24 protein-coding genes are annotated in these 25,644 nt (G+C 68.2%); 14 read left to right on the plus strand and 10 right to left on the minus strand.

The window, feature by feature from the left end; translation table 11 throughout:
• Positions 1-52 precede the first annotated feature (52 nt).
• Both U1872_RS07130 and U1872_RS07135 read left to right on the plus strand, forming a co-directional pair.
• A complete protein-coding gene (locus U1872_RS07130; protein WP_332792193.1) occupies positions 53-1,477 on the plus strand; it encodes an aldehyde dehydrogenase family protein in 1,425 nt (474 codons plus the stop codon).
• Complete coding sequence (locus U1872_RS07135; RefSeq protein WP_332792194.1) at positions 1,477-2,322, plus strand: ATP-grasp domain-containing protein; 846 nt, start codon at positions 1,477-1,479, stop codon at positions 2,320-2,322. The genes U1872_RS07130 and U1872_RS07135 overlap by 1 nt, the downstream gene beginning before the upstream one ends.
• Before the next feature lie 25 nt (positions 2,323-2,347).
• Here the strand turns inward: U1872_RS07135 and U1872_RS07140 are convergent, their stop codons facing one another.
• From U1872_RS07140 to U1872_RS07150, 3 genes are all read right to left on the minus strand, one after another.
• Positions 2,348-6,523, minus strand: coding sequence for a translocation/assembly module TamB domain-containing protein (locus tag U1872_RS07140; RefSeq protein WP_443025345.1), 4,176 nt, complete (start codon positions 6,521-6,523; stop codon positions 2,348-2,350).
• Positions 6,520-8,496: an autotransporter assembly complex protein TamA gene (locus tag U1872_RS07145; RefSeq protein WP_332792195.1), complete on the minus strand. Its 1,977-nt coding sequence runs from the start codon at positions 8,494-8,496 to the stop codon at positions 6,520-6,522. The genes U1872_RS07140 and U1872_RS07145 overlap by 4 nt, the downstream gene beginning before the upstream one ends.
• Before the next feature lie 111 nt (positions 8,497-8,607).
• Positions 8,608-8,817 carry a hypothetical protein gene (locus U1872_RS07150; protein ID WP_332792196.1) on the minus strand — a complete coding sequence of 70 codons (210 nt, stop codon included), beginning with the start codon at positions 8,815-8,817 and terminating at the stop codon, positions 8,608-8,610.
• 183 nt (positions 8,818-9,000) lie between these two features.
• Between U1872_RS07150 and U1872_RS07155 the strand changes: the two genes are divergently transcribed.
• Positions 9,001-9,183 (plus strand): hypothetical protein, encoded by a 183-nt coding sequence (locus tag U1872_RS07155; protein ID WP_332792197.1) that lies wholly within the window; start codon positions 9,001-9,003, stop codon positions 9,181-9,183.
• A gap of 6 nt (positions 9,184-9,189) precedes the next feature.
• On the opposite strand, the gene U1872_RS07160 is transcribed toward U1872_RS07155, so the two are convergent.
• From U1872_RS07160 to U1872_RS07170, 3 genes are all read right to left on the minus strand, one after another.
• On the minus strand, positions 9,190-9,906 hold the full coding sequence (locus U1872_RS07160; RefSeq protein ID WP_332792198.1) for a hypothetical protein: 717 nt from the start codon (positions 9,904-9,906) through the stop codon (positions 9,190-9,192).
• Between the two features lie 97 nt (positions 9,907-10,003).
• Entirely contained in the window at positions 10,004-10,306 is a 303-nt protein-coding gene (locus U1872_RS07165; protein WP_443025346.1) for a hypothetical protein, read from the minus strand.
• Positions 10,307-10,489: 183 nt separating this feature from the next.
• Positions 10,490-11,107 (minus strand): S24 family peptidase, encoded by a 618-nt coding sequence (locus tag U1872_RS07170; protein ID WP_332792200.1) that lies wholly within the window; start codon positions 11,105-11,107, stop codon positions 10,490-10,492.
• Positions 11,108-11,208: 101 nt separating this feature from the next.
• Here U1872_RS07170 and U1872_RS07175 point away from each other — a divergent pair, with 101 nt between their 5' ends.
• Positions 11,209-11,388: a hypothetical protein gene (locus U1872_RS07175; RefSeq protein ID WP_332792201.1), complete on the plus strand. Its 180-nt coding sequence runs from the start codon at positions 11,209-11,211 to the stop codon at positions 11,386-11,388.
• On the plus strand, positions 11,385-11,696 hold the full coding sequence (locus tag U1872_RS07180; RefSeq protein ID WP_332792202.1) for a hypothetical protein: 312 nt from the start codon (positions 11,385-11,387) through the stop codon (positions 11,694-11,696). The genes U1872_RS07175 and U1872_RS07180 overlap by 4 nt, the downstream gene beginning before the upstream one ends.
• 3 nt (positions 11,697-11,699) lie before the next feature.
• Here U1872_RS07180 and U1872_RS07185 read toward each other — a convergent pair whose 3' ends face one another.
• Both U1872_RS07185 and U1872_RS07190 read right to left on the minus strand, forming a co-directional pair.
• The gene (locus tag U1872_RS07185; RefSeq protein ID WP_332792203.1) at positions 11,700-12,575 is read right to left on the minus strand and encodes a hypothetical protein; all 876 of its coding nucleotides are present in this window, start codon (positions 12,573-12,575) and stop codon (positions 11,700-11,702) included.
• Positions 12,545-13,786: a TIGR04063 family PEP-CTERM/XrtA system glycosyltransferase gene (locus tag U1872_RS07190; RefSeq protein WP_332792204.1), complete on the minus strand. Its 1,242-nt coding sequence runs from the start codon at positions 13,784-13,786 to the stop codon at positions 12,545-12,547. The genes U1872_RS07185 and U1872_RS07190 overlap by 31 nt, the downstream gene beginning before the upstream one ends.
• Before the next feature lie 91 nt (positions 13,787-13,877).
• Between U1872_RS07190 and U1872_RS07195 the strand changes: the two genes are divergently transcribed.
• Genes U1872_RS07195 through U1872_RS07205 form a run of 3 tightly spaced genes read left to right on the plus strand, consistent with a single transcriptional unit; the run spans position 13,878 to position 16,505 of the window.
• On the plus strand, positions 13,878-14,021 hold the full coding sequence (locus U1872_RS07195) for a hypothetical protein (RefSeq protein ID WP_332792205.1): 144 nt from the start codon (positions 13,878-13,880) through the stop codon (positions 14,019-14,021).
• Positions 14,014-15,375: a putative O-glycosylation ligase, exosortase A system-associated gene (locus tag U1872_RS07200; RefSeq protein WP_332792206.1), complete on the plus strand. Its 1,362-nt coding sequence runs from the start codon at positions 14,014-14,016 to the stop codon at positions 15,373-15,375. Before U1872_RS07195 ends, U1872_RS07200 begins: the two co-directional genes overlap by 8 nt.
• On the plus strand, positions 15,372-16,505 hold the full coding sequence (locus U1872_RS07205) for an acyltransferase family protein (RefSeq protein ID WP_332792207.1): 1,134 nt from the start codon (positions 15,372-15,374) through the stop codon (positions 16,503-16,505). The genes U1872_RS07200 and U1872_RS07205 overlap by 4 nt, the downstream gene beginning before the upstream one ends.
• Here the strand turns inward: U1872_RS07205 and U1872_RS07210 are convergent.
• Positions 16,481-17,032, minus strand: a complete 552-nt coding sequence (locus tag U1872_RS07210) for a type 1 glutamine amidotransferase domain-containing protein (RefSeq protein WP_332792208.1) — start codon at positions 17,030-17,032, stop codon at positions 16,481-16,483. The genes U1872_RS07205 and U1872_RS07210 overlap by 25 nt on opposite strands.
• Positions 17,033-17,139: 107 nt before the next feature.
• Here U1872_RS07210 and U1872_RS07215 point away from each other — a divergent pair, with 107 nt between their 5' ends.
• The 5 genes from U1872_RS07215 (at position 17,140) to U1872_RS07235 (ending at position 22,308) form a co-directional block, all read left to right on the plus strand.
• Positions 17,140-18,144, plus strand: coding sequence for a DNA topoisomerase IB (locus U1872_RS07215; RefSeq protein ID WP_332792209.1), 1,005 nt, complete (start codon positions 17,140-17,142; stop codon positions 18,142-18,144).
• Positions 18,145-18,156: 12 nt separating this feature from the next.
• Positions 18,157-19,416: a mechanosensitive ion channel family protein gene (locus U1872_RS07220; protein ID WP_332792210.1), complete on the plus strand. Its 1,260-nt coding sequence runs from the start codon at positions 18,157-18,159 to the stop codon at positions 19,414-19,416.
• A gap of 293 nt (positions 19,417-19,709) precedes the next feature.
• Positions 19,710-20,192 carry a MaoC family dehydratase gene (locus U1872_RS07225; protein ID WP_332792211.1) on the plus strand — a complete coding sequence of 161 codons (483 nt, stop codon included), beginning with the start codon at positions 19,710-19,712 and terminating at the stop codon, positions 20,190-20,192.
• Positions 20,193-20,381: 189 nt separating this feature from the next.
• Positions 20,382-21,560, plus strand: coding sequence for an acetyl-CoA C-acyltransferase (locus tag U1872_RS07230; RefSeq protein ID WP_332792212.1), 1,179 nt, complete (start codon positions 20,382-20,384; stop codon positions 21,558-21,560).
• Positions 21,561-21,828: 268 nt separating this feature from the next.
• Positions 21,829-22,308: a pyridoxamine 5'-phosphate oxidase family protein gene (locus tag U1872_RS07235; protein WP_332792213.1), complete on the plus strand. Its 480-nt coding sequence runs from the start codon at positions 21,829-21,831 to the stop codon at positions 22,306-22,308.
• A gap of 69 nt (positions 22,309-22,377) precedes the next feature.
• Here U1872_RS07235 and U1872_RS07240 read toward each other — a convergent pair whose 3' ends face one another.
• The gene (locus U1872_RS07240) at positions 22,378-23,610 is read right to left on the minus strand and encodes a polyhydroxyalkanoate depolymerase (RefSeq protein WP_332792214.1); all 1,233 of its coding nucleotides are present in this window, start codon (positions 23,608-23,610) and stop codon (positions 22,378-22,380) included.
• A 132-nt stretch (positions 23,611-23,742) separates the two neighbouring features.
• Between U1872_RS07240 and U1872_RS07245 the strand changes: the two genes are divergently transcribed.
• Positions 23,743-25,557, plus strand: a complete 1,815-nt coding sequence (locus tag U1872_RS07245; RefSeq protein ID WP_332792215.1) for an ABC transporter transmembrane domain-containing protein — start codon at positions 23,743-23,745, stop codon at positions 25,555-25,557.
• The last annotated feature ends 87 nt before the right edge of the window (positions 25,558-25,644 follow it).

Consider the following 25,644-nt stretch of genomic DNA (forward strand, 5'->3'; position numbering starts at 1 on the left):
GCTGCGCGCCATCACCGCAGGGTAGCAGAAACCAGAAACGTGGAGAGCGGCGATGAAGAGCTATCTCAAGCAGTATATCAACGGTGCCTGGGTTGAGAGCCAGGGCGGCACGCGGCATGACGTGATCGACCCCGCGACCGAGCAGCCCTGCACCGAGATCACGCTCGGCACCGCCGCCGATGTCGATGCCGCGGTCGCCGCGGCGCGGACAGCGTTCGACAGCTATTCGCAGACGACGGTCGCCGAGCGCGCGGCGCTGCTCGAACGGATCATCGAGGAATATAAGAAGCGCATCCCCGACCTCGCCTTCGCGGTGAGCAGCGAGATGGGCGCACCGATCGGCTTTGCGACTGCGGCGCAGGTCCCCGCCGGGCTCGGGCATTTCATCTCGACGCTGAAAGCGCTCAACAGCTTCGAGTTCGAGCAGAAGCTCGGCCGCGCCAAGGTTGTGCATGAGCCGCTCGGCGTCGTGGCGATGATCACGCCGTGGAACTGGCCGCTCAACCAGGTCACCGCCAAGGTCGCGCCCGCGCTGGCGGCGGGCGACACGATGATCCTCAAGCCTTCGGAGGAATCGCCCGGCTGCGCGGTGATCCTCGCGGAGATCCTCGACGCCGCTGGCGTTCCGGCGGGCGTGTTCAACCTCGTCAACGGCGACGGCAAGGGCGTCGGCTCGGCGCTGTCGGCGCACCCCGACGTCGATATGGTGAGCTTCACAGGATCGACCCGCGCGGGCATCGCGATCGCGCAGTCGGCCGCGGCGACGGTCAAGCGCGTGCATCAGGAGCTTGGCGGCAAGGCGGCCAACCTCGTACTCGAGGGCGCCGATCTCGCCGCGGTGCTGCCGCCGACCGTCCAGGGTGTGCTCGCCAATTCGGGGCAGAGCTGCATCGCGCCGACGCGGCTGCTCGTCCACACCAGCCAGGTCGCCGAGGCGACCGGGATCGTCAAGGCGATGATGGAGGGCACCGAAGTCGGCGACCCCGCGGTGATGGGCGCGCATATCGGGCCGGTCGTCAACAAGGCGCAATATGACAAGATCCAGGGGCTGATCCAGTCGGCGATCGACGAGGGCGCGACGCTCGTCACCGGCGGCACCGGACGCCCCGACGGGCGCAATGCCGGCTACTTCATCAAGCCGACGCTGTTCACCGACGTGACCCCCGAGATGCGCATCGCGCAGGAAGAAGTGTTCGGCCCCGTCGCGACGATGATCGCCTATGACACCGAGGACGAGGCGGTGAAGATCGCCAACGGCACGCCCTACGGCCTGTCGGCGACGATCTCGGGCGACCCCGCCAAGGCCGCCAAGGTGGCGCCGCGGCTGCGCGCCGGGCTCGTCACGATCAACTCGTGGAGCCCCGACGGCAACGCGCCGTTCGGCGGCTACAAGCAATCGGGCAATGGCCGCGAGAATGGCAAGTTCGGGCTGACCGACTTCATGGAAGTGAAGACGGTGATCGGCGAGCCGGCCTGATGCCCGCGCCGCGCCGCATCGACGTCCTGATGCCCGTTGCGGGCAGCCCGTACGATGCGGCGGCGGCGGCGCATCTTGCGCCCTACCACGCCGCGTTCGCCGACGCCGGGATGACGCTGGAGCCGCGCGCCTGGGATCTCGGCCCGGGCGACGGCGCCGCGGCGCTTGCGCTGTTCGCCTGGGGCTATCATTTCGACGTGGCGCGCTGGGATGCGCTGCTCGCGGCGTGGCCCGACGACCGGCCGCTGTTCAACGCGCCCGCCCTGCTCGCCTGGAACACGCGCAAGACCTATCTGCTCGCGCTCGAGGCGGCAGGGATCCCGATCGTGCCGAGCCGCTTCGGTCGCGCGGACGCCGCGAGCGTCGCGGTGGCGTTCGATCTTTTCGACTGCGACGAACTGGTCGTGAAACCGCAAATCTCGGCGGGCAGCCACGAGACCGTGCGGGTCAAGCGTGGCGATCCCGTCACCCCGCTCGACGCCGCGATCGTCCAGCCCTTTCTCTCCGCGATCGCCGACGAAGGCGAGCTCTCGCTGTTCGCGATCGACGGACGTTTCAGCCATGCCGCGCGCAAAGTCGCGACGGGTGGCGATTTTCGCATCCAGCCCCAATTTGGCGGCCACTTCACCCGCTACGAGCCCGATGCCGAGGCGAGCGGGATGTTCGATGCGGTCCTGGCGGCGCTGCCGACCGCGCCGCTCTACGCGCGGATCGACCTGCTCCGCCGCGCCGACGGCAAGCTCGCGCTGATCGAAGTCGAGGCGATCGAGCCCGACCTCTACGCGACGCTCGCGCCCGAGGTTCCCGGGCGGCTGGCCGAAGCGCTGGCTCGCCGGATCGGGTGACGGCGCGCGGCCCCGGCCGCGTCCCTCAATAGTCCTTCGATACCCGCACGTTCGCGCTCTGCCGCCCCAGCGTCGAGATCGTCGACAGCAGCGACAGCCAGCGCGTCACCTGGAACTCGACGCGCGTCGCCGAATAGCCCGCCCCGTCGCTGACGATCTCGGCATAGAAGCGCCGCGTGATGTATTTGCCCGCCGCGACCGCGGTGCCCTGCCCGGTCGTCGGATCGGCCGAGAGGATGCGCAACCGGTCGAGCCCCGCCACGCGCCGCACCGCGTTGATCGGGTCGAGCCCGCCCTTGCCGTTCTGCAGCGCCGCCACCGCCGAGGCCAATTGCAGCGCCTCGGGCGCCGACAGGTTGGTGATCGAGGTGCCGAACAGCAGCCGCGACAGCAGTTCGTCCTGCGGCAGCGCGGGCACGCTGGCGAAAGTGATCTCGGGCTTGAGCGCCGGCCCGGTGACGTTGATCGACGCGGTCAGCCCGGTGGTGTTGGCGTTGGCGGAAATGTCGAGCGCGGGGTTGGCCGGCACCTCGCCCGCGAACAGGATCTTGCCGCGTTCGAGCGCGAAGGTGCGCCCAGCGAAATCGTAATTGCCGCGCACCAGATCGGCGCGACCGGTGATCGCGGGATTGTCGGGCGCGCCGCCGATCTGCAGGTCGGCCGACCACTCGCTGCGCAGGCCGAGCCCGGTGACGAGCACCTGGTTGGGCGCATGCGCCTTGATCGCGAGCGCCCACGGCACGGGCGGCGCTTCGTCCTCGGCACCGCCATCGGGCAGGTTGATCTCGCGGATGTTGAGCTGCGGCACAGCGCTCGCCGCGCTCGCCTGGCCCAGCCGGTAGCGACTCTTGTCGAGCCGCAGATTGCCCGAGATCAGCCCACCCGATCCGTCTGACTGGAAGCGCAGCGGGCCGGTCACCGTCGCGCCGATATCGTCGCGCGCGATCATCACGGCACGGTCGGCCTGGACGCTGAGATCGAGCCCCAGCCCGTTCTTCGCCGCGAAATCGAACGCGCCGCTGCCGGTGACGCGCCCGCCCTTGCCGGCATCGGCGGCGAAGCGGTCGAGCGTCAGGCGCGATCCGCCGAAGCGCCCGCTCGCCTGGACGTTGGTCAGCACGGTGCCGGTGGTCTGGCTCTCGATCTTGGCGCCATTGGCCTGGACGACGCCCTTGATCTGCGGATTGGCGATCGTCCCGCCGACATCGGCGCCGATCGCGACCGGGCCGGTGAGATCGAACAGCTCGATCCCGGTCAGCCGCCACACGGTGTCGGCCGGGCCGTCGTAGCGCAGCTGCGCGAAGACCCCTGCATTCTGCACGCGCGCGGCCAGATCCGCGCCACCCGGCAGCGTCAGCAGCATCTGCGCGCGCCCGACGGTCTTCCCGCCCGTCGCGGCGATCGCGCGCGCGGCGATCCGGTCGGACGAGAGGATCCCCGAAATGCCGACGTCGACCGGGCGCGACGACAGGATAAGCCCGGATCGCGTGAGCCCGCGCACCGTCATGTCGATCTTGCCGGTCGGCGCCGCGCCGCCGCCCTGCGCGTAGGACAGGCTGCCCGAGGCGCTGCCGCCGAGCGCGAGGCCGGGATAGCCGATGTCGAGGATCGACAGCGGCATCCGCGCGACGGTCGCATCGATCGCGCTCGAACCGCCGGTGAAGCGCCCCGAGACCTTGGCATTGCCGCCCGCGAAGGTGAGATCGGTCGGCGCGAGCCGCCAGCCGTCGCCGTCGCGCGTGAACACCGCCGGCGAGGTCAGCTTGAGCGGCCGACGGTCGAGCGTGCCCTGCGCCGATACGGCATAGCTGTCGGGCGTCACCCGCGTCACCGACTGGATGTCGAACGCGCGCCCCTGCGACCCGGCGATCGACGCGGTGACCGTCCCCGTCCCGCCGCGCAGATTGGCGCGCGCGGCGAAGCGCCCGATGATCAGCGAGCCGCGCCGCAGCCCCGCGCCGGTGACGCTTGCATCGATCGACGTACCCGCCGGATCGAGCACCGCCACCATGTCGAGATGCCCGCGCCGCAGCACGAAGGCGTTGGCGAGCCGTGCCGCGGTTGCATCGAGATGCGCCTCGATCCGCTGATTGTCGCCGACCGGACGGAACAGCAGTTCGCCCGACAGCCCGCCGCCCGCCAGCGCAAGCCGACCGTCGAACCCGCCGGGTACGATCCGCAAGGGTCCCTTGGCGTGCGTCCCGCTCACCGCCAGGTCGGCGATCGCGATCGTCCCGTCGCCGCCCTTGGGTAGCAGGATCGCGCCGGTGCCGGTGAACGGCCCGAGCCGCGATCCACCGCGCGCGGTGAAGGCGAAGCCTTCGGCGGTCGGGTCGAGATGCGCGACGACGTCGCTCAGGCCCAACGTTTCATTGGGCCGCTTGAAGGTCAGATCGAGCGTCGGATGGTCGATCTTGCCGTCGAGCTTGAGCGTCAGCGGGCCATAGGTCGCTTGCTGCCCGCTGCCTTCGAAGTGGAACGTGCCGTCGCGGCGCCGGATGCCGTTGCCGGTGATGCGGATCTGCGGCGCGGTCAGCACCAGATTGTTGAGGTGCAGGATGCCGTCGGGCGTGCGCTCGAGCCCGGTCACGACGCGCGGCAACCCGCCGCCGAGCGAGCGGAAGAAGGCGTTTTCGAGCGTGATCATCTGCGCGGTGCCCTGCCCGACGACGCGCGTGCCACGCCCGCCCGGCCCCGGCACCGCCTTCAACGTCGTCTGCACGTCGACCACGCCGAGCCCGGGGATGCGATACCGCCCGAGCCCGCCATTGATGCCGATCTCGTAGCGCCCATCGCTGAGATCGAGCAGCAGGTTGATCCGGCCGTTGAGCTTGTCCGAGGTCAGCTTGAGATCGTCGCCGAGCACCAGCTTGGGCGTGATCCGCAGCACGCCACCGATCGTCAGGTTGCGCAGGATGCCGCCCGCGACGTCGCCGACCCCGGTGACGCGCGCCGCGGTTGCGACGATCGGGACGAGCACCGGCTGCTTCGAGAAATGGCCACGCCCCGCCGCGCGAAAATCCTCGAAGCCGGTATCGTCGAACGCGAAGCGCTGTGCGGTCAGGCGATAGTCGAACGCCGCGGTCGCAAACGTCCCGTCGAGCAGCGCGCGCAGCTCGATCGCGCGGCCGGTCATGTTGGGGAACAGCGCGGGCGGGCGCGTCAGGAAGGCGTGGATGCGGACGTTGCGATACGCGCTCTCGGCGAGATCGAGCGTGCCGTCGCCGGTCACGTTCAGCGAATCCGAGCGTAGCGACAGCGTGCCTTTCAGCTGCCGGTCGACCAGCGTCCCGCCACCCTGCACCAGCACGCGCGGCGTCGTCAGCCGCGCGAGCTTGCCGTGCGCGAGCGGCGCCGGGACGAGCTGGCCCGACAGCGTGTAGGTTCCGGCCCGATTGCTCAGCGCGAGATCGGCGAGCCGCACCGTGCCGACCTGCGCCACCGCGCGCCCGCGCCACGCCGCCCACGTTCCCTTGCCGTCGATGTCGAGCGCGATCGGCTTGGCGATCCCCGCCAGCTTGGCGAGCACGCCGCTCGCGCTGCCGCGCACCTGCGCCGTCGTCTCGAGCCGGTTGCGATCCGGCTCGGCGTCGAGATGCACTTGCAGCCGATCGCTTCCCGCGACCGCCGCGACGAGATCGATCAGCGCGCGGCCGCGGTGGATGTCGGCGCGCGCGCGCAACCGCCCGACGCGCGTGACCCCGGCCACCGCCGGCGCGACCACCAGCCGGTCGACCGCGAGCGACCCGATGCGGATATCGAACCCCGGCAGGATCGGCCCCTTCTTGCCCGACGGCTTGATCTCGGGGACCCGCGCCAGCGTCGCGCTCGCCAGATGCAGGCTGGCAATGTCGAGTCGATTGTCGAGCCAGCGGAACGGCGACCAGTCGAGTTCGGCGCGCGGCGCGGAGAAGACCAGTCCCTTGGGATCGCGCACGCGCAGGTCGATCAGCGTCGCGCGGCCGTAGATCGATCCCTCGATCCGCCCGATGCTGTAGCGCAGCCCGTTCGACGGTCGCATCCCGGCGATGCTGTCGGTGAGCAGGCGGTGCCCGATGCTCGTGTCCATCAGCCCGAGCGCGGCCAGCGCGAGCAGGACCAGCCCCGCGACGATGCAGAAAATGATCCGCCCGAGCGGGCCGTGCGGCTTCACCCCGACTGCGGGCGACGGGTTTTCCTCGGGCGCCGAATCGTCGCTCAAAACGCCTGCCCCAGCGAGACATAGACCGCGACGCGCGGATCGCCCTTGGCGGGGTTCACCGGCGTGCCGACGTCGATGCGGATCGGCCCGAAATTGGTGTAATAGCGCACGCCGAGGCCGGCGCCGTAGCGCAGGTCGTTGAGCCGCGGCGTCAAGCCGGTCGAGATGTTGCCGCCGTCGAAGAACGGCACGAGGCCGAAATTGCCGAACGTCTTGATCCGCGCCTCGATCGAGAATTCGGCGAGGCTGCGCCCGCCGACCGGGTCGTTATTGGGGTCGCGCGGGCCGATATCCTGATAGCCATAGCCGCGCACCGAGGCGCCACCACCGGCATAGAAGCGCCGCGACGGCGCGATCGCATCGCGCGGCGCGCCCGCGATCGTACCGAGCCGGATCCGCCCCGCCAGCACCGCCTGCTTGGTAACAGCGTGATACGCACTGGCGTCGAGCTGGATGCGGGCATAGCCGAACGCCTTGCCCTCGAGCGAGAGCTCGGGCGAGACGCGTCCGCTCAGCCGGAAGCCACGCGTCGGATCGAGCAGGTCGTTCGACCCGTCATAGCTGAGCACGCTCGGCAGCGCGCCGATGAAATAGATCCGCCGCCGCGGTGCGCCGGTATCGAGGATCACGTCGCGCTCCTCCGAGGCGACGAGCTCGGCGCCGAGCGACCAGGTCCATTTTTTCTGGAAGAAGATGTTGGTCTGCCGCTCGAGGCTGCCCGACAGCGACAGCGTGCGCGCCTGATAGGCGTTGCGCGTGACGTTGGAGGCGACCGTCTGGAACGTGAGGATGCGGTCGCGCCCGTTGAAATTGTTGCGGCGGAAAATGGCGCTGGCAGATTGCTCTTGCGTGCCGAGCACCCCGCTCAACGTCAGCGCGCCCTCGGGCGGGAACAGGTTGCGGTTGCTCCAGCTGAGCGCGGCGCGCGCGCCCTCGCCGGTGCCATAGCCGAGTTCGCCCGCGATCGTATGCTTGGGCGCCGGCTCGAGCCCGACCGCGATGTCGACCGTGCCGGGCGCCTTGCCCTCGACCGGCTCGACCTTGACGCTCGACACCAGCCCGGTCTGAATCAGCGCGCGGCGCAGGTCGACCAGTGCCGACGCGTCATAGGGCTGGCCCGGCGTGAAGCGCGCAATGTCCTGGACGTGGTCGGCGTCGAACACGCTCGTGCCCGAGGTCATCGTCACCGCGCCGAAACGCCGCGTCGGGCCCGGCACCACCGCCACGTCGAGCGTCGCGGTGCGCGCGGCGCGATCGACCACGATCTGCGGGTCGCCGACGATCGCGAAGGGAAAGCCGCGATCGGTGATCGTCGTGTGCAGGTTGGTCTCGCCCGCCGCGATCGTGTCGGAATTGACCGGATCGCCCGCCGCGACACCGAACGCGCTGCGCAACGCCGGTGCCGTGTCGCCCGCCCCGTCGAGCCCGGCGAGCGTGACGCCGCCGAACTTGTAGAGCGTCCCCGGCTCGGCATCGAGCACCACCAGCGGCCGCGCGGCGGGCTCGACCCGCGTCGCGACCCGCGCGTCGTAATAGCCCTCGCCGCGCAGCAGCGTGGTCAGCAGCGTCGCATCCTCGCGCGCGCGACGGTCGAGCTGCGCGGCGTTGGCGGGCTGCCCGTCATTGGCGGCGAGCGTCGAGAGCTGCGCGAAGCGGGTCTTGAGCAAGCTGCTCGCCACGGCGTCGATCCCGTCGACGCGGTAGGTGTAGCGCGTCTCGCCGGTCAGCGCGGTCGGTGCGGTCGCGTCGATCGGCTCGGCCGGCGCCTTCGACAGATCGGGCCAGTCGACGCCGAGCCCGGGCAGCGGCGCGAGCGGCGACAGCGCGGTCGTGCCCGAGGTCTGATCGGCTGCGGGGGTGGGATCGGAAGGCGCGTTCGCCGGGCGCACTTGTGCCATTGCCCCCGAGGCGACGACGCAAAAGATTCCGACGGCCGCCGAAGCTGTGCGCCGCCGCCCGACCGGTAACGACATGGCTCGTCCTAACGCGGGTTCACCGCCAGCGACAGGGCTTAACCGCGCGATCCGGCGTCTCGCGCCATCGCTCCGGCGAAAGTCGCGCCCGGCCCGCTCAGTGCCCGCTGATCAGTGCACCGTGCCGACCGCGCGATCGGCCGAGAGCAAGCGGATCATCCGCTCGATCTGGCGCCAGCGGCAGAAGTGCAGATAGTTGCCGAGATCGCGGCTGCGATCCGCACGCGCCGCCGCCTCGAGCCCGGCCTCTTCGCCGAACATCGTGATGAGATCGGTCGCATGGAGCAGTTCGGCGCGATCGGCCAGGTAGGGAATCAGCATCAATGCTCCACGACACGGGCCTCGCATGAAAAGGCCTGGCCAGCGCCGTCGCACGTGCCGTGCCAGATCGCGAGAGCCTCGGGGTTGCGCGATGACGAAGGGTTAACGCCGCTGACGACCACGCCCCACCGCTCCCGCCATGGGACGCTGGCGTCCTGTCGCGGGACATGGCACAGCGCGGCGATGGCACGCACCTCCCCGCCCCGTTACCCGCTCGCCGGCGGCGTCCTCATCGCGATCGGCGCGATCGTCGGCACCGGCGTCGGCCTGTCCACCAGCCTCGGGCCGACGCGCGGCTTCCTCGCCGGGCTGGGGCTGGGCATCGTGATCTCGATCGCGATGTGGCTCAACGATCTGCGGAAATAGCGCGGCTCAGCTCGCGACGGCGGCGTTGCGGACCGTCCAGGCATGGAGCGGCGGGAAGACGTCCTCGATCGGTTTGCTGTCGGGCAAGATGTAGACGTAGCCGCCCTTGCGCTGGAACGTCGGCCGGATCCGCTTGCCGTAGAAAGCCACGGGCACGTTGATGCAGCCGAAGGTGATGCGATTGTCCTCGGGCGACGGCGACAGCATCCGCTCGCGGCGCTGCTCCTTCTTGTTCGCGCCCGGCGGGATTGGATGGAGCGCGACCGAGGTGGCGTAATCGACCCACAACACCTTCTGCTTGCCCGCCGCGACGCCGAATTTCGCGAGGAAGCGCCCCGCCGGCGTCGTCTTCTCGGCCGGGCCGATCTCGGCGAGGTTCTTGCTGCCGATGCCCGGGGTAGCCTCGTCGCCCGGCGCGATGCCGATCAGCACGGGCACGCTGCCGAGCGGCTTGCCCTTGCCATCGAACAGGAACAGCGCGGCGCCAGCCTTGTCGACGATCGCATAGGGCAAGGCGCCATGATCGTCCGACCCGGCGACCCAATCGGCGACGCGCGTGACCTCGGCCGACGGCACCAGCTCGACCGGCGGCGGCGCGGGCGGCGCTTTGGCTTTGGCTTTCGCCGTCGCAACCTTCGCGGCAGGCTTGGCGCGCGGCGATGGCCGAGCGGGCGCAGGCGGGGTCAGCGACAGGGCAGCGAGCGCCACAAGGACAGGGATCATCGCGTCGGGCACTCACAGCAAAGGCGGCGCCCCTCCCGTGGGAAGGGGCGCCACCGGAACGTTCAGGGGCGTCGACCGTGTCGGTCGACGCCGGGCATCAGTTGCGCGGGCGCTTGCGCTGCGCTGCCTGCATGCGCTGCTCGATCCCGTCGACCCGGCCGTTGAGCTGGTCGATGCGCTGACCGTTGTTCTGCGCCTGGCCGGCCGCCGACTGCGCCTGGCCGAGCGCCGACTTGGCAACGCCGTCGGTCTCCTGCAGGCGCGTCTCGAGCACGTCGACGCGCTGGCTCACCGGCGCGATCTGCTCGCGCACATAGCTCTTGGTGGCGCAGCCGCCGAGGCTGACGGCACCGACCAGAACCAGCATCGCAGGCGCCATTTTCGTAACGGATAAAGACATCGGATTCTTCCAATCGTTTAAAGACCGTCACGACCCAAGCCGAGCCCCCGCGCGGCAACAACCGGAATATGTCCGGCTGTGCATCGGCTCGGGTCAGTTGAGCCTCCCGCGCCGTTTTCACGACGAACCGAGGCGATCCGGCGGGATCAGCCCCACGAATGGCCGAAAACCGCGATTCCCCGCCTACCGCAAGGCACGCGAGAGCCAGACGACGCGGCCGATGACGTCGACGGCTGCGGTCTCGACCGGCGCATAGGCGGGATTGTCGCTGGTCACGACGAAGCCGCCGCTGCGCGCCGCGACGCGTTTCACCAGCAACATGTCGTCGAGCCGCAGCACGAAGATCGCCGGGCTCGCCGTCACGCGGCGGTCGCGCTCGTCGAGCACGATCTGGTCGCCATCGGCGATCGTCGGGAGCATCGAATCGCCGCGCGCGCGCAGCATCGCGGCATGCGCCGGGTCGAGCCTGAGCGCGTCGAGCAGGCGCGGATCGAGCAGCATGTCGGCCGCGCGCGTATCCTCCCCCGCAAACGCGCCCGCGCCCGCCGAGGCGGCGAGGTCGAAACGCCGGATCGGCGTCATCGCGAGCCCGGGCGGCCCGCCGAGTTCGCACGCGTCGACGCGAAAATAGGCCGCCAGCATCGTCCGGTCGCGCTCGGCGAGCAGCCGCGGCGTCCCGCGCCGGACATATTGCTGGAGGTAGGCTGGATTGCGCCGGAGCATCCGCGACAGCGCGGCATAGCTCGCGCCATCGGCGTCGATCAGGGCGGCCAGCCGCGTGCGGGGATCCGAAAGCGCCACGTCGTCATCCTACCCATAGGAAATTTCCTAGACAAGTTGGAAAATGGAACAGATCGTGAACTTCGGACAAGGATCGACGACGAATCGCGAGGAGAAACAGCATGTCGGTGTTGCAGAAGATCGATCGGTATCTGAAGGCGAGCGCGATGCCGCCGACCAAGTTCGGGCGGCTCGCGGTGCGCGACCCGCGGCTGGTCCACGATTTGCGGCGCGGGCGCGAACCCGGCGCGCGGATGGTGCGGCGGATCGAGGCGTTCCTCGCCGATCAGGTGTCGCAATGAGCCGCGGTCCCGATGCCGGTACGCTGCTGCGCCGCGCGATCGAAGCGGCGGCCCGCGCGGCAGGGTGCACGGTGACGGTCACCGATTCGCGGATGACGCGCTGGGCAAGCGCGACGTTCACCGGCGCTCGGCACGACCTGACGCTGGTGGCGGCCGACGATGCGGCGTTCGCGGCGTGGATCGAAAGCCTGCCCGAGGCCGAGCTTCCACTGCGCGGCCACCTCGTCGCCGATCTTGTCGTGAGGTCGGTCACCCGCGTCGACCAGCGCGTCGAGCTTGTCCTCGAAGCGCTGAGCGTCGCGCTCTAGCGGTCAGCCGGCGCGCGGCACCAGATGCGGCAGGTCGGTCAGCGCCGCTGCGCTGGTGGCGGGCGGCGGGGCGATCTGCGCGGCCGGATCACGGCGCGCGACGACGCGCTCGAGCCGGTCGAGCAAGGCGTTGATCGTATCCGACGGGTCGGCGCGTGGCTGCTCGACGCGGATCGGCATCGGCTGCGCCGTCGCTCGTTCCGCGGCGGCGCCGGGAAGCGGCAAAGGGAAGGTCTCGAACCGCTCGGCCTCGTCAAAGGTCTGGCGGCGCGGCAACGGTCGCGGACCGACGGGCTCGACCGGCGCATCGGCCTCCGGTGCCGCGACGGCGGCCGCCCGGACGGCGGCGGGATCATAGGCCGACAAAGGCTGGTCGAGATCGGCCGGCAACGCGCGTTCGGGCGCATCGTCGAACGGCGTGAGCGCGACCGGCGGTGTTTCGGCGGCGGGCGTCTCGCGCCGATGCGCCGGTGCGCGGACTTCGAGGAACGGCGTGCCGAGATCGGTATTGGCGAACAGCGGGCGACGCGACGGCGCATCGGGATGCGCATCGGCGCGGCGCAGCACCGGGGCTTCGTCGTCGCCCTTGCGCGCGCGTTGCAGCACGATCGTGCGGCTACCGAACAGCAGGAACAGGCCGAACCACGCAACCAGCGCGATTCCGCCGCCGCACAGCAGGACGAGAGCGGCGCGCGCGGTGAGGCCCAGCGGAGGCGCGGCCGCGGGCAGGACCGCGGCGATGCCGCTGTCGACCACCATCGATTCGAGCAGGTCGATCGGCACCAGCGCGAACATCGCGGCGGTGAGCACGCCGATGATCCCCGCCACCAGCGGCGCGAGCGGGAGGATCAGGCGTTGGGAAGGAGAGGAGCCGGCCATGATTCGCATACTGCATTACCAGCCGTGAGTTTTTGGTAAACAGGCGCATAACGCGCAACATTAACCGCCCAGTTACGCTCCGCCTCGACGAAGGCGCGGCCCCGCTCGCGTCGCCCGGCCCAACTGTCGCGGTCGGCGAGCAAAGCCGCCAGCGCCCGCGCCAGTGCAGCGGGGTTGTCGGGTGCGAACAGCGTGCCGGTGTCGCCGTCGCGAATCAGCTCGCGATGCCCGCCGACATCCGACGCGGCGACCAGCCGTCGCTGCGCCATCGCCTCGAGTGGCTTGAGCGGGGTCACCAAGTCGGTCAGCCGCATCGCCTTGCGCGGATAGGCGAGCACGTCGATCACGCTGTAATAGCGGTCGACTTCGGTATGGGGCACGCGCCCGACGAAGTGGATCTGCGCGGCGACCGGCGAGGCCGCGGCCTGCGCGCGCAACGCCTCCTCCATCGGCCCGCCGCCGACCAGCACGAGTCGCGCCGCCGGCCGCGCCGCAACGAGCGCGGGCATCGCCGCGATCAGATCGTCGAGCCCTTCATAATCGTAGAAGCTGCCGATGAAGCCGATCACCTCGGCCCCGTCGAGCCCGAGCGACTCGGCGATTTCGGTGTCGTAGGGCAGCGGTTCGCCGAACAGCGCGAGGTCGACGCCGTTGGGCGATACCACTAATTTGCCCGGATCGATGCCGCGTGCGACCAGATCCCCGCGTAGCCCTTCGCAGATCACCGCCACCGCGTCGGCGCGCTTGACCGCCCAGGTTTCCAGCGCGCGAGTCGCGCGATATTGCAACGATCCCTCGCGCGACGTGCAGTTGCCGACGGCAGCATCCTCCCAGAACGCGCGAATCTCGTACACCAGTGGCAATTTGTGCGATCGCGCGACGCGCAGGCCAGCGAGCGCATCGAGCACCGGCGAGTGGGCGTGCAGGATATCGGGCTTGAAGCGATCGACCACCTGCGCGATCCGCTTCGCAAAGGCGTGGATCTCGCGCAGTTCGCCCAACGGCGTCGGGAGCGCGGGAACGGCCGGGGTGCGGAAAAAATCGATCCCGTCGATGTGTTCCTCGGCCAGTTCCGAGCGACCGTGGCGCGCACCGGTGACCGCGGCGACGCTCCAGCCCATCCGCATCTGGCTCTTGAGGATCGCGCGCGTGCGGAAAGTATAGCCGCTCTGTACCGGCAGGCCGTGATCCAGAAGATGAAGAATGCGCATGTGGCGTCCTAACGCGCGACTGCTTAACGGAGCCTCAACCCCGCGCGCGGTAGCAGACAGGCCCGCCACACGAAATACAGGAGCGCGACCCATGATCGACAATCTCGCGCTCGCGATCAGCCACGGCCTGATCGCGCTGACCGTGTGGAAATTGCTGCGCCGTCCCGACCTCGATCGCGAGGTCGCCCCGGGCGATGCCAGTCCCCCGCGCAAGAAGGGCCGCCCGCTTGCGTGATCTCGTCTTCGTCGCGTTCCTCGCCGCATTCTTCGCGGCGGGGTTTCGGCGGCCGTTCCTGTTCGTGCTGGCCTATGTCTATATCGACGTCGTCGCACCGCAGCGGCTGACCTATGTGCTGCTCAATTCGGTGCCGATCTCGCTGATCGCGGTCGTGCTGACCGTCGGCGGCTGGGCGATTGCCGACGACAAGACCGGGCTGCGCGTCACCCCGCGGCAGTGCCTGATCGGGCTGCTCCTGGTCTATTGCTATTGCACTACGCTGACCGCCGACTTCCCGGTCGAGGCGCTCGATAAATGGGGCTGGGTGTGGAAATGCCTGGCGTTCGCCGCCTTCCTGCCCTTCACGCTGCGTACCAAGCTGCGGATCGAGGCGTTGCTGCTGGTGATGGTCGCGTCGGCCGCGTCGATCATCATCGTCGGCGGGATCAAGACGCTGGCGAGCGGCGGTGGCGGCTACGGCTCGCTCAACCTGATGGTGTCGAACAATTCGGGGCTTTACGAGGGCTCTACCATCTCGACCGTCGCGGTCGCGATCATCCCGCTGATCCTGTGGTTCACCAAATATGGCACGATCTTCCCGCCCGACTGGAAGGTGAAGGGCTTCTGCTACGCTTTGGTCTTCTCGTGCCTGCTGATCCCGGTCGGCACGTCGACGCGCACCGGCCTGCTGTGCATCGGCCTGGTCGCGGTGCTGCTGCTGCGCGATACCAAGCGCAAGGTGCTCTATCTCTGCCTGCTCGGCGTGGCGGGGATGATCGCGGTGCCGTTCCTGCCCTCGGCCTTCACCGACCGGATGAGCACGATCAAGACCTACAAGGCCGACGAATCCGCCTCGACGCGGATCGCGGTGTGGGGCTGGACGTGGCAATATGCCAAGGAGCATCCGCTCGGCGGCGGCTTCGAAATGTATCGCCAGAACAAGATCCGCTACGATACCGAACGCGTCGAGGGCAGCGCCGCCAATTCCACCGTCGACCGCAAGCTGACCGTCGACCAGGCCAGAGCCTTCCACAGCGCCTATTTCGAGATGCTCGGCGAACAGGGCTTCCCCGGCCTGTTGCTGTGGCTGGCGATCAGTCTGATCGGCATCGTCCGGATGGAGGTGCTGCGACGCCGCTACCGCAAGCAGACCGAGACTTATGGCTGGGTCACCCCGCTCGCCGGCGCGTTGCAATCGGCGCACATCGTCTATCTGCTCGGCGCGGCGTTCGTCGGCATCGCGTTCCAGCCGTTCGTCTATATGCTGATCGGCGCGCAGATCGGGCTCGACAGCTATCTCGCGCTCAAGCGCGCCCCGCAGGCGTGGCGACCCAAGCGAAAGGGTGCCGTTTCGCAACCCGCAACCGTATGACGCCCGCCAACCCCGTCCCCACCGCCACGCCCGCGCCGCGCCACCACGAATTGCGGGCGCTCACCAGCATGCGCGGGATCGCCGCGTGGTGCGTCGTGCTGTTCCACATCCGGCTGTCGCTCGACTGGCTGCCTGCCCCGCTCGCCGCGCTGTTCGCCAAAGGGTATCTGGCGGTCGATTTCTTCTTCCTGCTGTCGGGCTTCGTCATTTGGCTGAGCTGGTCGGTGCGGCTGCGGCGCGGCGGAGTCCGCGCGGTGCCGGGCTTTCTGTGGCGACGGCTCGCGCGGATCTGGCCGCTGCATCTGGTCATGCTCGGCGCCACCGTCGCCCTCGCCTGCGCGCTCGCCGCGACTGGACGCCATGATGCCGGCCATTATCCGTTTCTGGAGCTCCCGCTGCAGGTGTTGCTGGTGCAGAATTGGGGCTTCACCACCCGGCTCACCTGGAACGACCCGAGCTGGTCGATCAGCACCGAATGGGCAGCCTATCTGCTGTTTCCGCTGGTGGCATTCTGGTTCGACTGGCGCCGCCTCCCGAGCTGGGCGATCCTGCTCGTCTGTGCGGCGCTGTTCGTCCTGCTGCACGCACTGATGGGCGGCTCGGCGAGCCTTGGGAACGACATCTGGATTTTCGGGTTGCGGCGCTGCCTGATCGAATTCGCCGTCGGCGGCGCGATCGCTACCGTGTGGGAACGGTGGCGCGATGCGCCTGCCCTGCCCTCGGTGGGTGCCGCAGCGGTGATGATCGGCTTGCTCGTGGCCACCCGAAGCGGCGTGCCCGAAACGCTGGCCGTGCCTGCCGCCTTCGCCGCGGGGCTGTTGCTGCTCGCCCTCACCGCGGGGCGGCGCGGCAACCCGCTCGAGGGTCCGGCGCTGCACTATTTCGGCGAGATCAGCTATGCGACCTATCTCTGCCATTTCCTGCTGTTCGTCGTCTGCAAGCTCGCGCTGATCGACGATGCCAGCGCGGTGCCGCCGATCCTCGCCGCGCTGTATCTGGCGCTGGTGTTTGGCTGCTCGGTGGCGCTGACCCATCTGGTCGAGCGCCCCGCGCAGGACTGGATGAACCGGCTCCCCGCCCGCATGCGGCGGGCGGGGACGCGCGATCAGGCGTCGGCCAGCTCTTCCTGAAGCGCTGCCAGGATCGCCTTGTTAAAGGCGGGGATGTCGTCGGGCTTGCGGCTGATGATGAACGATCCGTCGATCACCACTTCCTCGTCGACGACATCGGCACCGGCATTGGCGAGGTCGGTGCGCACCGACGGCCAGCTCGTCATGCGGCGCCCGTCGACGACGTCGGCCTCGATCAGCAGCCACGGTGCATGGCAGATCGCGGCGATCAGTTTCTCGTCATCGGCGAATTCCTCGATGATCTCGATCGCGCGATCGTTCATCCGCAGCGTGTCGGGGTTGGCGACACCACCCGGCAGCAGCAGCGCGGTGTAATCCTCGGTATCGACATCGTCGAGCAGCATGTCGGGCGTGATCGTGTCGCCCTTGTGGTCGTGGTTCATGCCCTGGATCGGATCGGTCTTGTCCGAGGCGAGCGTCACCTTGACGCCGGCATCGAGCAGCGCCTGGCGCGGCTCGAACAGCTCTACCTGCTCGAAACCGTCGGTCGCGATAATCAGCACATGTGCGGTGGAAAGGTCGGCCATGGGGAAGTCTCCGGCTTGATGGGGGGCTGGGGGGTTCGGAGCGCTCAACCCCCGATGCCCGGCAGGCGTTCCGGAACGATGCGACGGCCCGTGCATTCACAAAGATCATGACCGCCATTTCCTATCACGACGACAGCGACCCCGGCATCACCCGCAAGCAGATGCGCCACGGCTGGGGCTATTTCGACGTGACGGGCGCGCGCATCACCGATCGCGACGAGATCGACCGGCTCAACGCCATTGGCCTGCCCCCCGCCTATCGCGACGCCTGGTTCTGCCCGAGCGCCAGCGGCCACATCCAGGCGGTCGGCTGGGACGAGAAGGGCCGCAAGCAATATCGCTACCACACCGCCTTCCGCGAGACGCAGGAAGCCGCGAAATACGAGCTGTGCGCGCCGTTCGGCCACGCGCTGCCCAAATTGCGCGCGCGCGTCACCGCCGATCTCGCCAAGCGCGGGATCGGCAAGGACACCGCGGTCGCCGCAGTCGTCCGGCTGCTCGATCTCGGCAAGGTCCGCATCGGCAACGAAGGCTATGTGAAGGCGAACAAGAGCTTCGGCGCGACGACGCTGCGCAAGCGCCATGCCGCGCTGAAAGGCCAGTCGCTCAAGCTGCAGTTCAAGGCCAAGTCGGGCAAGCTGCGCGTCCTGACGATCACCGACGGCTCGCTGAGCCGCTTCGTCAAGCGCTGCCAGGATCTGCCCGGCCAGCATCTGTTCCGCTGGATAGACGCCGACGGCGTGGCGCATCCGGTGACCTCGTCGGACGTCAATGCCTATATCCGCGAGGCGATGGGCGCCGACTTCACCGCCAAGCATTTCCGTACCTGGAGCGCGAGCGTGCTCGCCTTCGAGGCGCTGGCCAGCGCACCCAAGGACATCAGCCTCAAGACGATGCTTCTGCCGGTGTGCGAAGCGCTTGGAAACACCCCGGCGATCGCGCGCAAATCCTATGTCCACCCGGCGCTGCTCGCTCTGGCGAAGGACGGCCAGGCGGCATTCCGCGCCGGCTTGCGCCTGCCGCGCAGCACGCAGCATCTGTCGCGTGCCGAACGCGGCTTGATCGCCTACCTCGAAACCGGCACGCCGACGGTCCCCGCCCGGGCCGCCTGAAAGTAGCTACCGATGACCAACAAGACCGCCGCGCTCCTGCCGCCGATCCGCGTGCGCAATTTCGACGATCAGATCCGCAGCCTGATTGCGACGACCTATCGCTGGATCGGGACACAGTGGCTCCAGATCATCATCGCGGTGGCGGTCGCCAGCGCGATTGTCGTCGCCCTGCATTTCATCCGCCGGCTCGCGCGCAAATATTGCGCGCGCCCGAGCGGACCCAATCGCTGGATCGCGGTCATCGCGCGCGCGGTCGTCGCCACGGGCAACATCTTCATGGTGATCCTCGCGGTGAAGGTGGTCAGCGCGGCCAATTTCGCGGGCACGCCGTCCGAAGTCCGCTCCACGATCAACTTCCTGTGGATCCTGGCCGCCGGCTATCAGGGCGCGATCTGGGCGCGCGAGATCATCATCGGCGCGATCGAATATCGCACCGCCGGCGAGCATTATTCGGGCGAGGCGATCGGCAGCGCGATGGGGATCATCCGCATCCTCGTCGGTTTCGCGGTGTTCGCGATCGCGGCGATCGTCGTGCTCGACAATCTCGGCGTCAACGTCACTGGCCTCATCGCCGGGCTCGGCGTCGGCGGCATCGCGATCGGTCTGGCGGCACAGGGCATCTTCGCCGATCTGTTTGCAGCGCTGGCGATCATCTTCGATCGGCCATTCCGGCGCGGCGACGCGATCAGCTACGACAAGAGCTCGGGCACGGTCGAGGCGATCGGCCTCAAGTCGACGCGCATCCGCGGCGTCACCGGCGAGGAGCGGATCGTCGCCAACAAGCAGCTGCTCGAAAAGGAAATCATCAACAATACGCAGCGCGCCTATCGCCGCGTCGTGTTCACGCTCGGCATCGTGCAGTGGACCCCGATCGAGACGCTCGAAGCGCTCCCGACGATGATCAAGGACGTGATCGAGGAAAAGGGCATGAAGTTCGTCCGCGCGGGCTTCACCACCTTCGGCGCGAGCAGCTACGATTTCGACATCGAGTTCGATTCGCCGAGCGCCGCCTTCCAGGAGTTTTACGACGCACGGCATCTCGTCGGGCTGGCGATCATCCGCTGCCTCAACGAGGCCGGGATCAGCCTGGCCTATCCGACGCAGACCAGCTTCACTGCCGCGCCCGACGGCGAGATGGTGCTTCCCTACGCGCAGACCGATCCGCACCCGACCCCCGGCAAAGCGGCGCCGCCGTCCGTTCCCGAAACCCGCCAGGGTACCGGGGCGAGCCCCAGCAGCTCGGCGGCCGATGGCGACTCAGGCCACGGCTAGCGCCTGATCCGATCCGTCCGGTCGCTTTCGCCGGTCAAATTCCAGCTTCGTAACGGCTGAGCAGCCCGAGCGCGTGCCTTGGTGTGCAGTCGCGCGACTCGGGCGTCAGCGCGGCGCGGCAAGCAGCGCGTTTAGAACATCGGGTTCGCTCGCACGGTGGCGCAAGCGTATGGATTTACGGGCATTGGACGCTACGGCTAAGGCAACGTTCCGGTTTCCGGTCGGGTGAGGCTTGCGCAAGAGCACGGCGGATGCCATTTGCGCTGCCGAGCGCCTTTGCAAGGAATATAGCGATGGCGCCAGCTTTGGGGGATGCCGTGACGACTGTAACAGCACAGGAAATGGCCGGCCGGATCGGCACCGAGCAGGTGTCGGATTGGGTCGAGGTCAGCCAGGACATGATCGACAAGTTCGCCGATGCGACGGGCGACCACCAGTTTATCCATATCGATCCGGCCAAGGCGGCGCTGACGCCGTTCGGCGGGACGATCGCGCACGGCTTTCTGACGCTGTCGCTGATGCCGCTGCTCGCGTCGAAGATCATCGATCCGGTAACGGTCGAGGGCGTCAAGATGGGCGTCAACTATGGCGGCAACAAAGTCCGCTTCCTCCAGCCGGTCCGCTCGGGCAAGCGCGTCCGCGGGCGCTTCAAGCTGCTGAGCTTCGACGAGAAGCGCCCGGGCCAGTGGCAGCAGACCAACGAGTTCTCGGTCGAGATCGAAGGCGAGGAAAAGCCCGCGATGATCTCGGAATGGATGTCGCAGATTTTCGTTTGAACCGTCGCAGCCCGTGGCCCTCTCCCGCCCTTCGCGGGAGAGGGTTGGGTGAGGGCCTTCTTCTCATCGACGCGCGAAGCAGAAGAAGACCCTCACCGACTGCGACTAGGCCCGCCGGAAGACGGCGGACCAAGTCTCCGTAGCCTCTCCCGCGCAGGCGGGAGAGGGTTTGCAAGAAGGAAGAAACCCATGCGTTCCGCCGTCATCGTCTCCACCGCCCGCACCCCGATCGGCCGCGCCTATCGCGGTGCGTTCAACAACACCCCCGCCCCCACGCTGGCGAGCCACGCGATCAAGGCCGCGGTCGAGCGCGCCGGGATCGAAGGCGGCCTGGTCGACGATGTCGTCTTCGGCTGCGCGCTCCAGCAGGGGCACCAGGCCGGCAACATCGCGCGCACCTCGCTGCTGCGCGCAGGGCTCCCCGTCACCGTGCCGGGCATGTCGGTCGATCGCCAGTGCGCCTCGGGCCTGATGGCGATCGCCACCGCCGCCAAGCAGATCATCACCGATAACATGGACATCACCATCGGCGGCGGCGTCGAGAGCATCAGCCTCGTCCAGACCCCGCAGATGCGCGTCGCGCCCGATCCCGAGCTGATCGCGATGCACAAGGACGTCTACATGTCGATGCTCGCCACCGCCGAGACGGTCGCCAAGCGCTACAATATCAGCCGCGAAGTGTGCGACGAATATGCGCTCGAATCGCAGCGCCGCACCGCGGCCGCGCAGGCCGCCGGTTACTACGATACCGAGATCGTCCCGGTCACCGCGAACATGGCGGTCACCAACAAGGAGACCAAGGAAGTCACCTACAAGCAGGTGACGCTGTCGAAGGACGAGGGCAACCGCCCCGAGACCACGCTCGAGGGCCTGCAGGCGCTCCAGCCCGTCATGGGCCCGGGCATGAACGTGACGGCAGGCAACGCCTCGCAGCTGTCGGACGGCTCGTCGGCGTCGGTGCTGATGGAAGAGAAGATCGCCTCGCAGCGTGGTCTCCAGCCGCTCGGCCGCTATGTCGGCATGGCTGTCGCGGGCACCGAGCCCGACGAGATGGGCATCGGCCCGGTCTTCGCGATCCCCAAGCTGATCGAGCGCTTCAACCTGAAGATGGACGATATCGGCCTGTGGGAGCTCAACGAAGCCTTCGCGGTGCAGGTGCTGTATTGCCGCGACAAGCTCGGCATCCCGAACGAGCTGCTCAACGTCTCGGGCGGCGCGATCTCGATCGGCCATCCGTATGGCATGACCGGAGCCCGCGCGACCGGCCACGCGCTGATCGAAGGCAAGCGTCGTGGCGCGAAGTATGTCGTCGTGACGATGTGCATCGGCGGCGGCCAGGGTGCGGCCGGGCTGTTCGAGGTCCTGTAATTGAAACGCGGCTTCGTACCGCGTATTCATCTCACGGCGACGTCATAGGCGCCTCTCGTATGGGCCCCGGTTGTGCTAGCAGCCGGGGCCCAATACGCTTGAAACCGGACTGCTCGACCGAGTCGATAGGACACAGTCTTGCTCAAAGCGCGTTTCGCTAAACGAGACGCCCCTTTCCCCTAGCAAGCATGCCGCCTGACATCACGCCCCGCAACCAACCCCGCGTTCCGTCGTTTCCTTCCCGAACCATCCTTCAGGAGAGACGCCCATGGCCGACACGCACGAAATCACCCAGACGCTGTGGAAGAAGATGGCCGACAGCCCCTTCCTGATGGTCGGTCCGGCTGACGGATCGTCGCACAGCGAGCCGCTCACCGCACAGCTCGACAAGGATCTGGTCGACACCTTGTTCTTCTTCGTCGGCAAGGACAATCGCCTGATCGGTGGCGGCAAGGTGATGGCGCAGTTCGTGTCCAAGGGTCACGATTTCTTCGCCTGCATCGCCGGCACGATCGCGCAGGACAACGACCGCGCGATGATCGACAAGCTCTGGAACAAGCAGGTCGAGGCCTGGTTTCCCGGCGGCAAGGAAGATCCCAACCTCGCGCTGCTGCGCCTGAAGATCGACAATGCCGAGCTGTGGGAAACCGACATCTCGTTGTCGGGTCGCCTCAAGATGCTGGTCGGCGGCACGATCAAGTCCGACGAGAATGGCAGCCACGCCGTCGTCGACACGACCGCAGCCTGACAAAAACGGTTCGGCCCTGCCTTCACCGAAGACAGGGCCGACGAAATACCTACGAGAAAGCGCGCGGCGTCAGCCGTGCGCCTTCATCCATTCCTCGACCACCGGTGCCACCTTGTTGCGCCACTTCGAGCCGTTGAAGATGCCGTAATGCCCGGCACCCTCGGCCATGTAATAGCGCTTCTTGTCGTCGCTCAGGCTGGTCGCGATCGTCAGCGCTGCCTTGGTCTGGCCCAGCCCCGAAATATCGTCCTTCTCGCCCTCGATCGCCAGGATCGCGATGTCGGTGATCGCGGCCGGATCGACCACGCGTCCCCGGTGCGTCATCGTGCCCTTGGGCAGCGCATGGTCCTGGAACACGACATCGATCGTCTGCAGGTAGAATTCGGCGGTCATGTCGCAGACCGAGCGATATTCCTCGTAGAATGCCTTGGTCGAGTCGGCCTGAAGGTCCTCGCCCTGGACGAGATGTTTGAACAGCTCGTAATGCGACATCATATGGTTGCCGAGGTTCATCGACATGAAGCCGGCAAGCTGCAGGAAGCCGGGATAGACGCGGCGCCCGGCACCCGGGAAATTGCCCGGGATCGTCGCGATGACGTTCTGGCTGAACCAGCTGTGCGGCCGCTCGGTCGCCAGCGTGTTGACCGCGGTCGGCGCCTCGCGCGTATCGACCGGCCCGCCCATCATCGTCAGCGTCTTGGGGCGGCACGGATTGTTGTCGGCGCTCATCACGCAGGCCGCGGCATAGCACGGCACCGACGGCTGGCAGACCGCGAGCATGTGCGTGCCCCCCTGCCCTTCGTTCGGGCCGATCGCCTCGAGGAATTCGATCAGATAATCGACATAATCGTCGAGATCGAACTTGCCGTCGCTCATCGGCACCAGCTTCGCGTCGCGCCAGTCGGTGATGTAGACGTCGGCGACCGGCAGCATCCGCTCGACCGTGCCGCGCAGCAGCGTCGCATAATGTCCCGACATCGGCGCGACGATCAACAGCTTGGGGCCGCCCTCGACGCCAACACGGCGGAAGCGCTTGAGTTGCCCGAAGGATTTGCGCAGTACCACGTCTTCGACAATCGCCACTTCGGCGCCATCGACCGTCGTGCTGTCGAGTCCGAAGGCGGGCTTGCCGCGCGGCGCCGCGGCGTGCGCAAACACCTCGAGCGCGGAGCCGAGCACCGCGCCACCACCGAAATAGGCGAAGGGATTGGCGGGATTGCTCAGCAGTCCGGCACTGAAATCGGCCATGGCGCTGGCGCCGGCCAGCATCGACTTCTGCATTTCGTAAGCGTTGTAAAGCATACCGGACTTTCTAGCAGACAATCACGAATGTCAAAATACTGTCTATGCTGCATTGCGGCAAACGGCAATGCCGGGGTTGCCGCAATTCCGTAGCGGATTGAGGCAGGTCGTGGTGCCTGCTACGCACCGCAGATGGTCGAAACACAACCCGCCGCCGTCCCGATCGATCCCTCCGTCGCGCCACCTCGACCCAGTGGGCGCAAGCTTGCCAGCCTGGCGATGGTGTGGCGCTACACGTCGCGGTATCCGATCCAGCTTACGATCGCGCTAATGGCGTTGTTCGTCACCTCGACCACGACGCTCGCGACGTCGTGGAGCATCAAGTCGGTGATCGACCGCGGTTTTACGCACGGTGCGGGCGATGTCGCGCATATCGACCATGTCTTCTACGATCTGCTCGGTTTGGTTTTCGTCCTCGCGATCGCAACGGCGATCCGCTTCTATTTCGTGTCGTGGCTCGGCGAACGCACAGTCGCCGACATTCGCATCGCGGTGCAGGCCAACCTCTTGCGGCTCGCGCCGCGCTGGTTCGAGGAGAACCGCCCGTCCGAAGTCGCCTCGCGGCTGACCTCGGACACCGCGCTGATCGAAGGCGCCGTCGGCACGACGGTGTCGGTCGCGCTGCGCAACGGGCTGACCGGAATCGGCGGCGTGATCCTGCTGTTCGTCTTCGCGCCTAAAATGGCGCTGTCGATCGTGATCGGCGTGCCGCTGATCATCCTGCCGATCATGCTGCTCGGCCGCCGCGTGCGCAGCCAGTCGCGCGCGAGCCAGGACCGTATCGCCGATATCGGGTCGATGGCGGTCGAGACCTTCACCGCGATGAAGATCGTCCAGGCGTTCGGCCAGGAGGAGCGCGAGGCGAAGCGCTTCGGCGATGCGGTCGATCGCAGCCTCGACGCCGCCAAGCGCCGCATCGCGACGCGCGCGATCATGACCGCGCTGGTGATGGGCCTGCTGTTCGGCGCGGTCACGCTGCTGATGTGGTCGACCGTCGGCGACGTCGCCGCCGGGCGGCTGTCGGCGGGGTCGCTCGCGGGCTTCCTCGTCACCGCGACGCTGGTGACGGGATCGTTCGGCTCGCTGACCGAAGTCTATGGCGACCTGCTGCGCGCCTCGGGTGCGGCCGAGCGACTGTCCGAACTGCTCGCCGAAGTGCCCGAGATCCGCGCGCCGGCGCAACCCGCCGCGCTCCCCGTGCCCGCGCGCGGCACGCTCGAGTTCGACCATGTCGAGTTCCGCTATCCGAGCCGCCGCGACGTCGCCGCACTGCACGATTTCTCGCTGTCGGTGCGTCCCGGCGAAACCGTCGCGATCGTCGGGCCGTCGGGCGCGGGCAAGACCACCTTGTTCCAGCTGATCCAGCGCTTCTACGATCCCGAGGCGGGCAGCGTGCGGATCGACGGCGTCGACCTGCGCAACGCCGACCCGGCCGAAGTCCGCGCGCGGATCGCAATGGTGCCGCAGGAGACCGTGATCTTCGGCGCGTCGGCACGCGACAATCTGCGCTACGGCCGCTGGGACGCGCCCGACGACGCGCTGTGGGCCGCCGCCGAGGCCGCCAATGCCGCCGAATTCCTCCACAAGCTTCCCGAAGGTCTCGACACCTTCCTCGGCGAGGGCGGCGCGCGGCTGTCGGGCGGCCAGCGCCAGCGTGTCGCGATCGCGCGCGCGCTGCTGCGCGACGCGCCGATCCTGCTGCTCGACGAAGCGACCAGCGCGCTCGATGCCGAGAGCGAGCGGCTCGTCCAGGAAGCGCTCGAGCGCCTGATGGCCGAGCGCACCACGCTCGTCATCGCGCACCGCCTCGCCACCGTGCGCGCCGCCGAGCGGATCATCGTGATGCGCGAGGGCCGGATCGTCGAGCAAGGCAACCACGCCGCGCTGATCGGCGAAAGCGGCCTGTACGCGCGGCTGGCGAGCCTGCAGTTCAACGAAGCGGCGTAGGGCTTCTTCCTCCCCTCCCGCTTGCGGGAGGGGCTGGGGGAGGGCATGATCCCCCCCACCGCGCGGATGGAAGGGCCCTCCCCCGAC

The sequence above is a fragment of the Parasphingomonas frigoris genome (genome assembly GCF_036663815.1).
Classification (GTDB): domain Bacteria; phylum Pseudomonadota; class Alphaproteobacteria; order Sphingomonadales; family Sphingomonadaceae; genus Sphingomonas.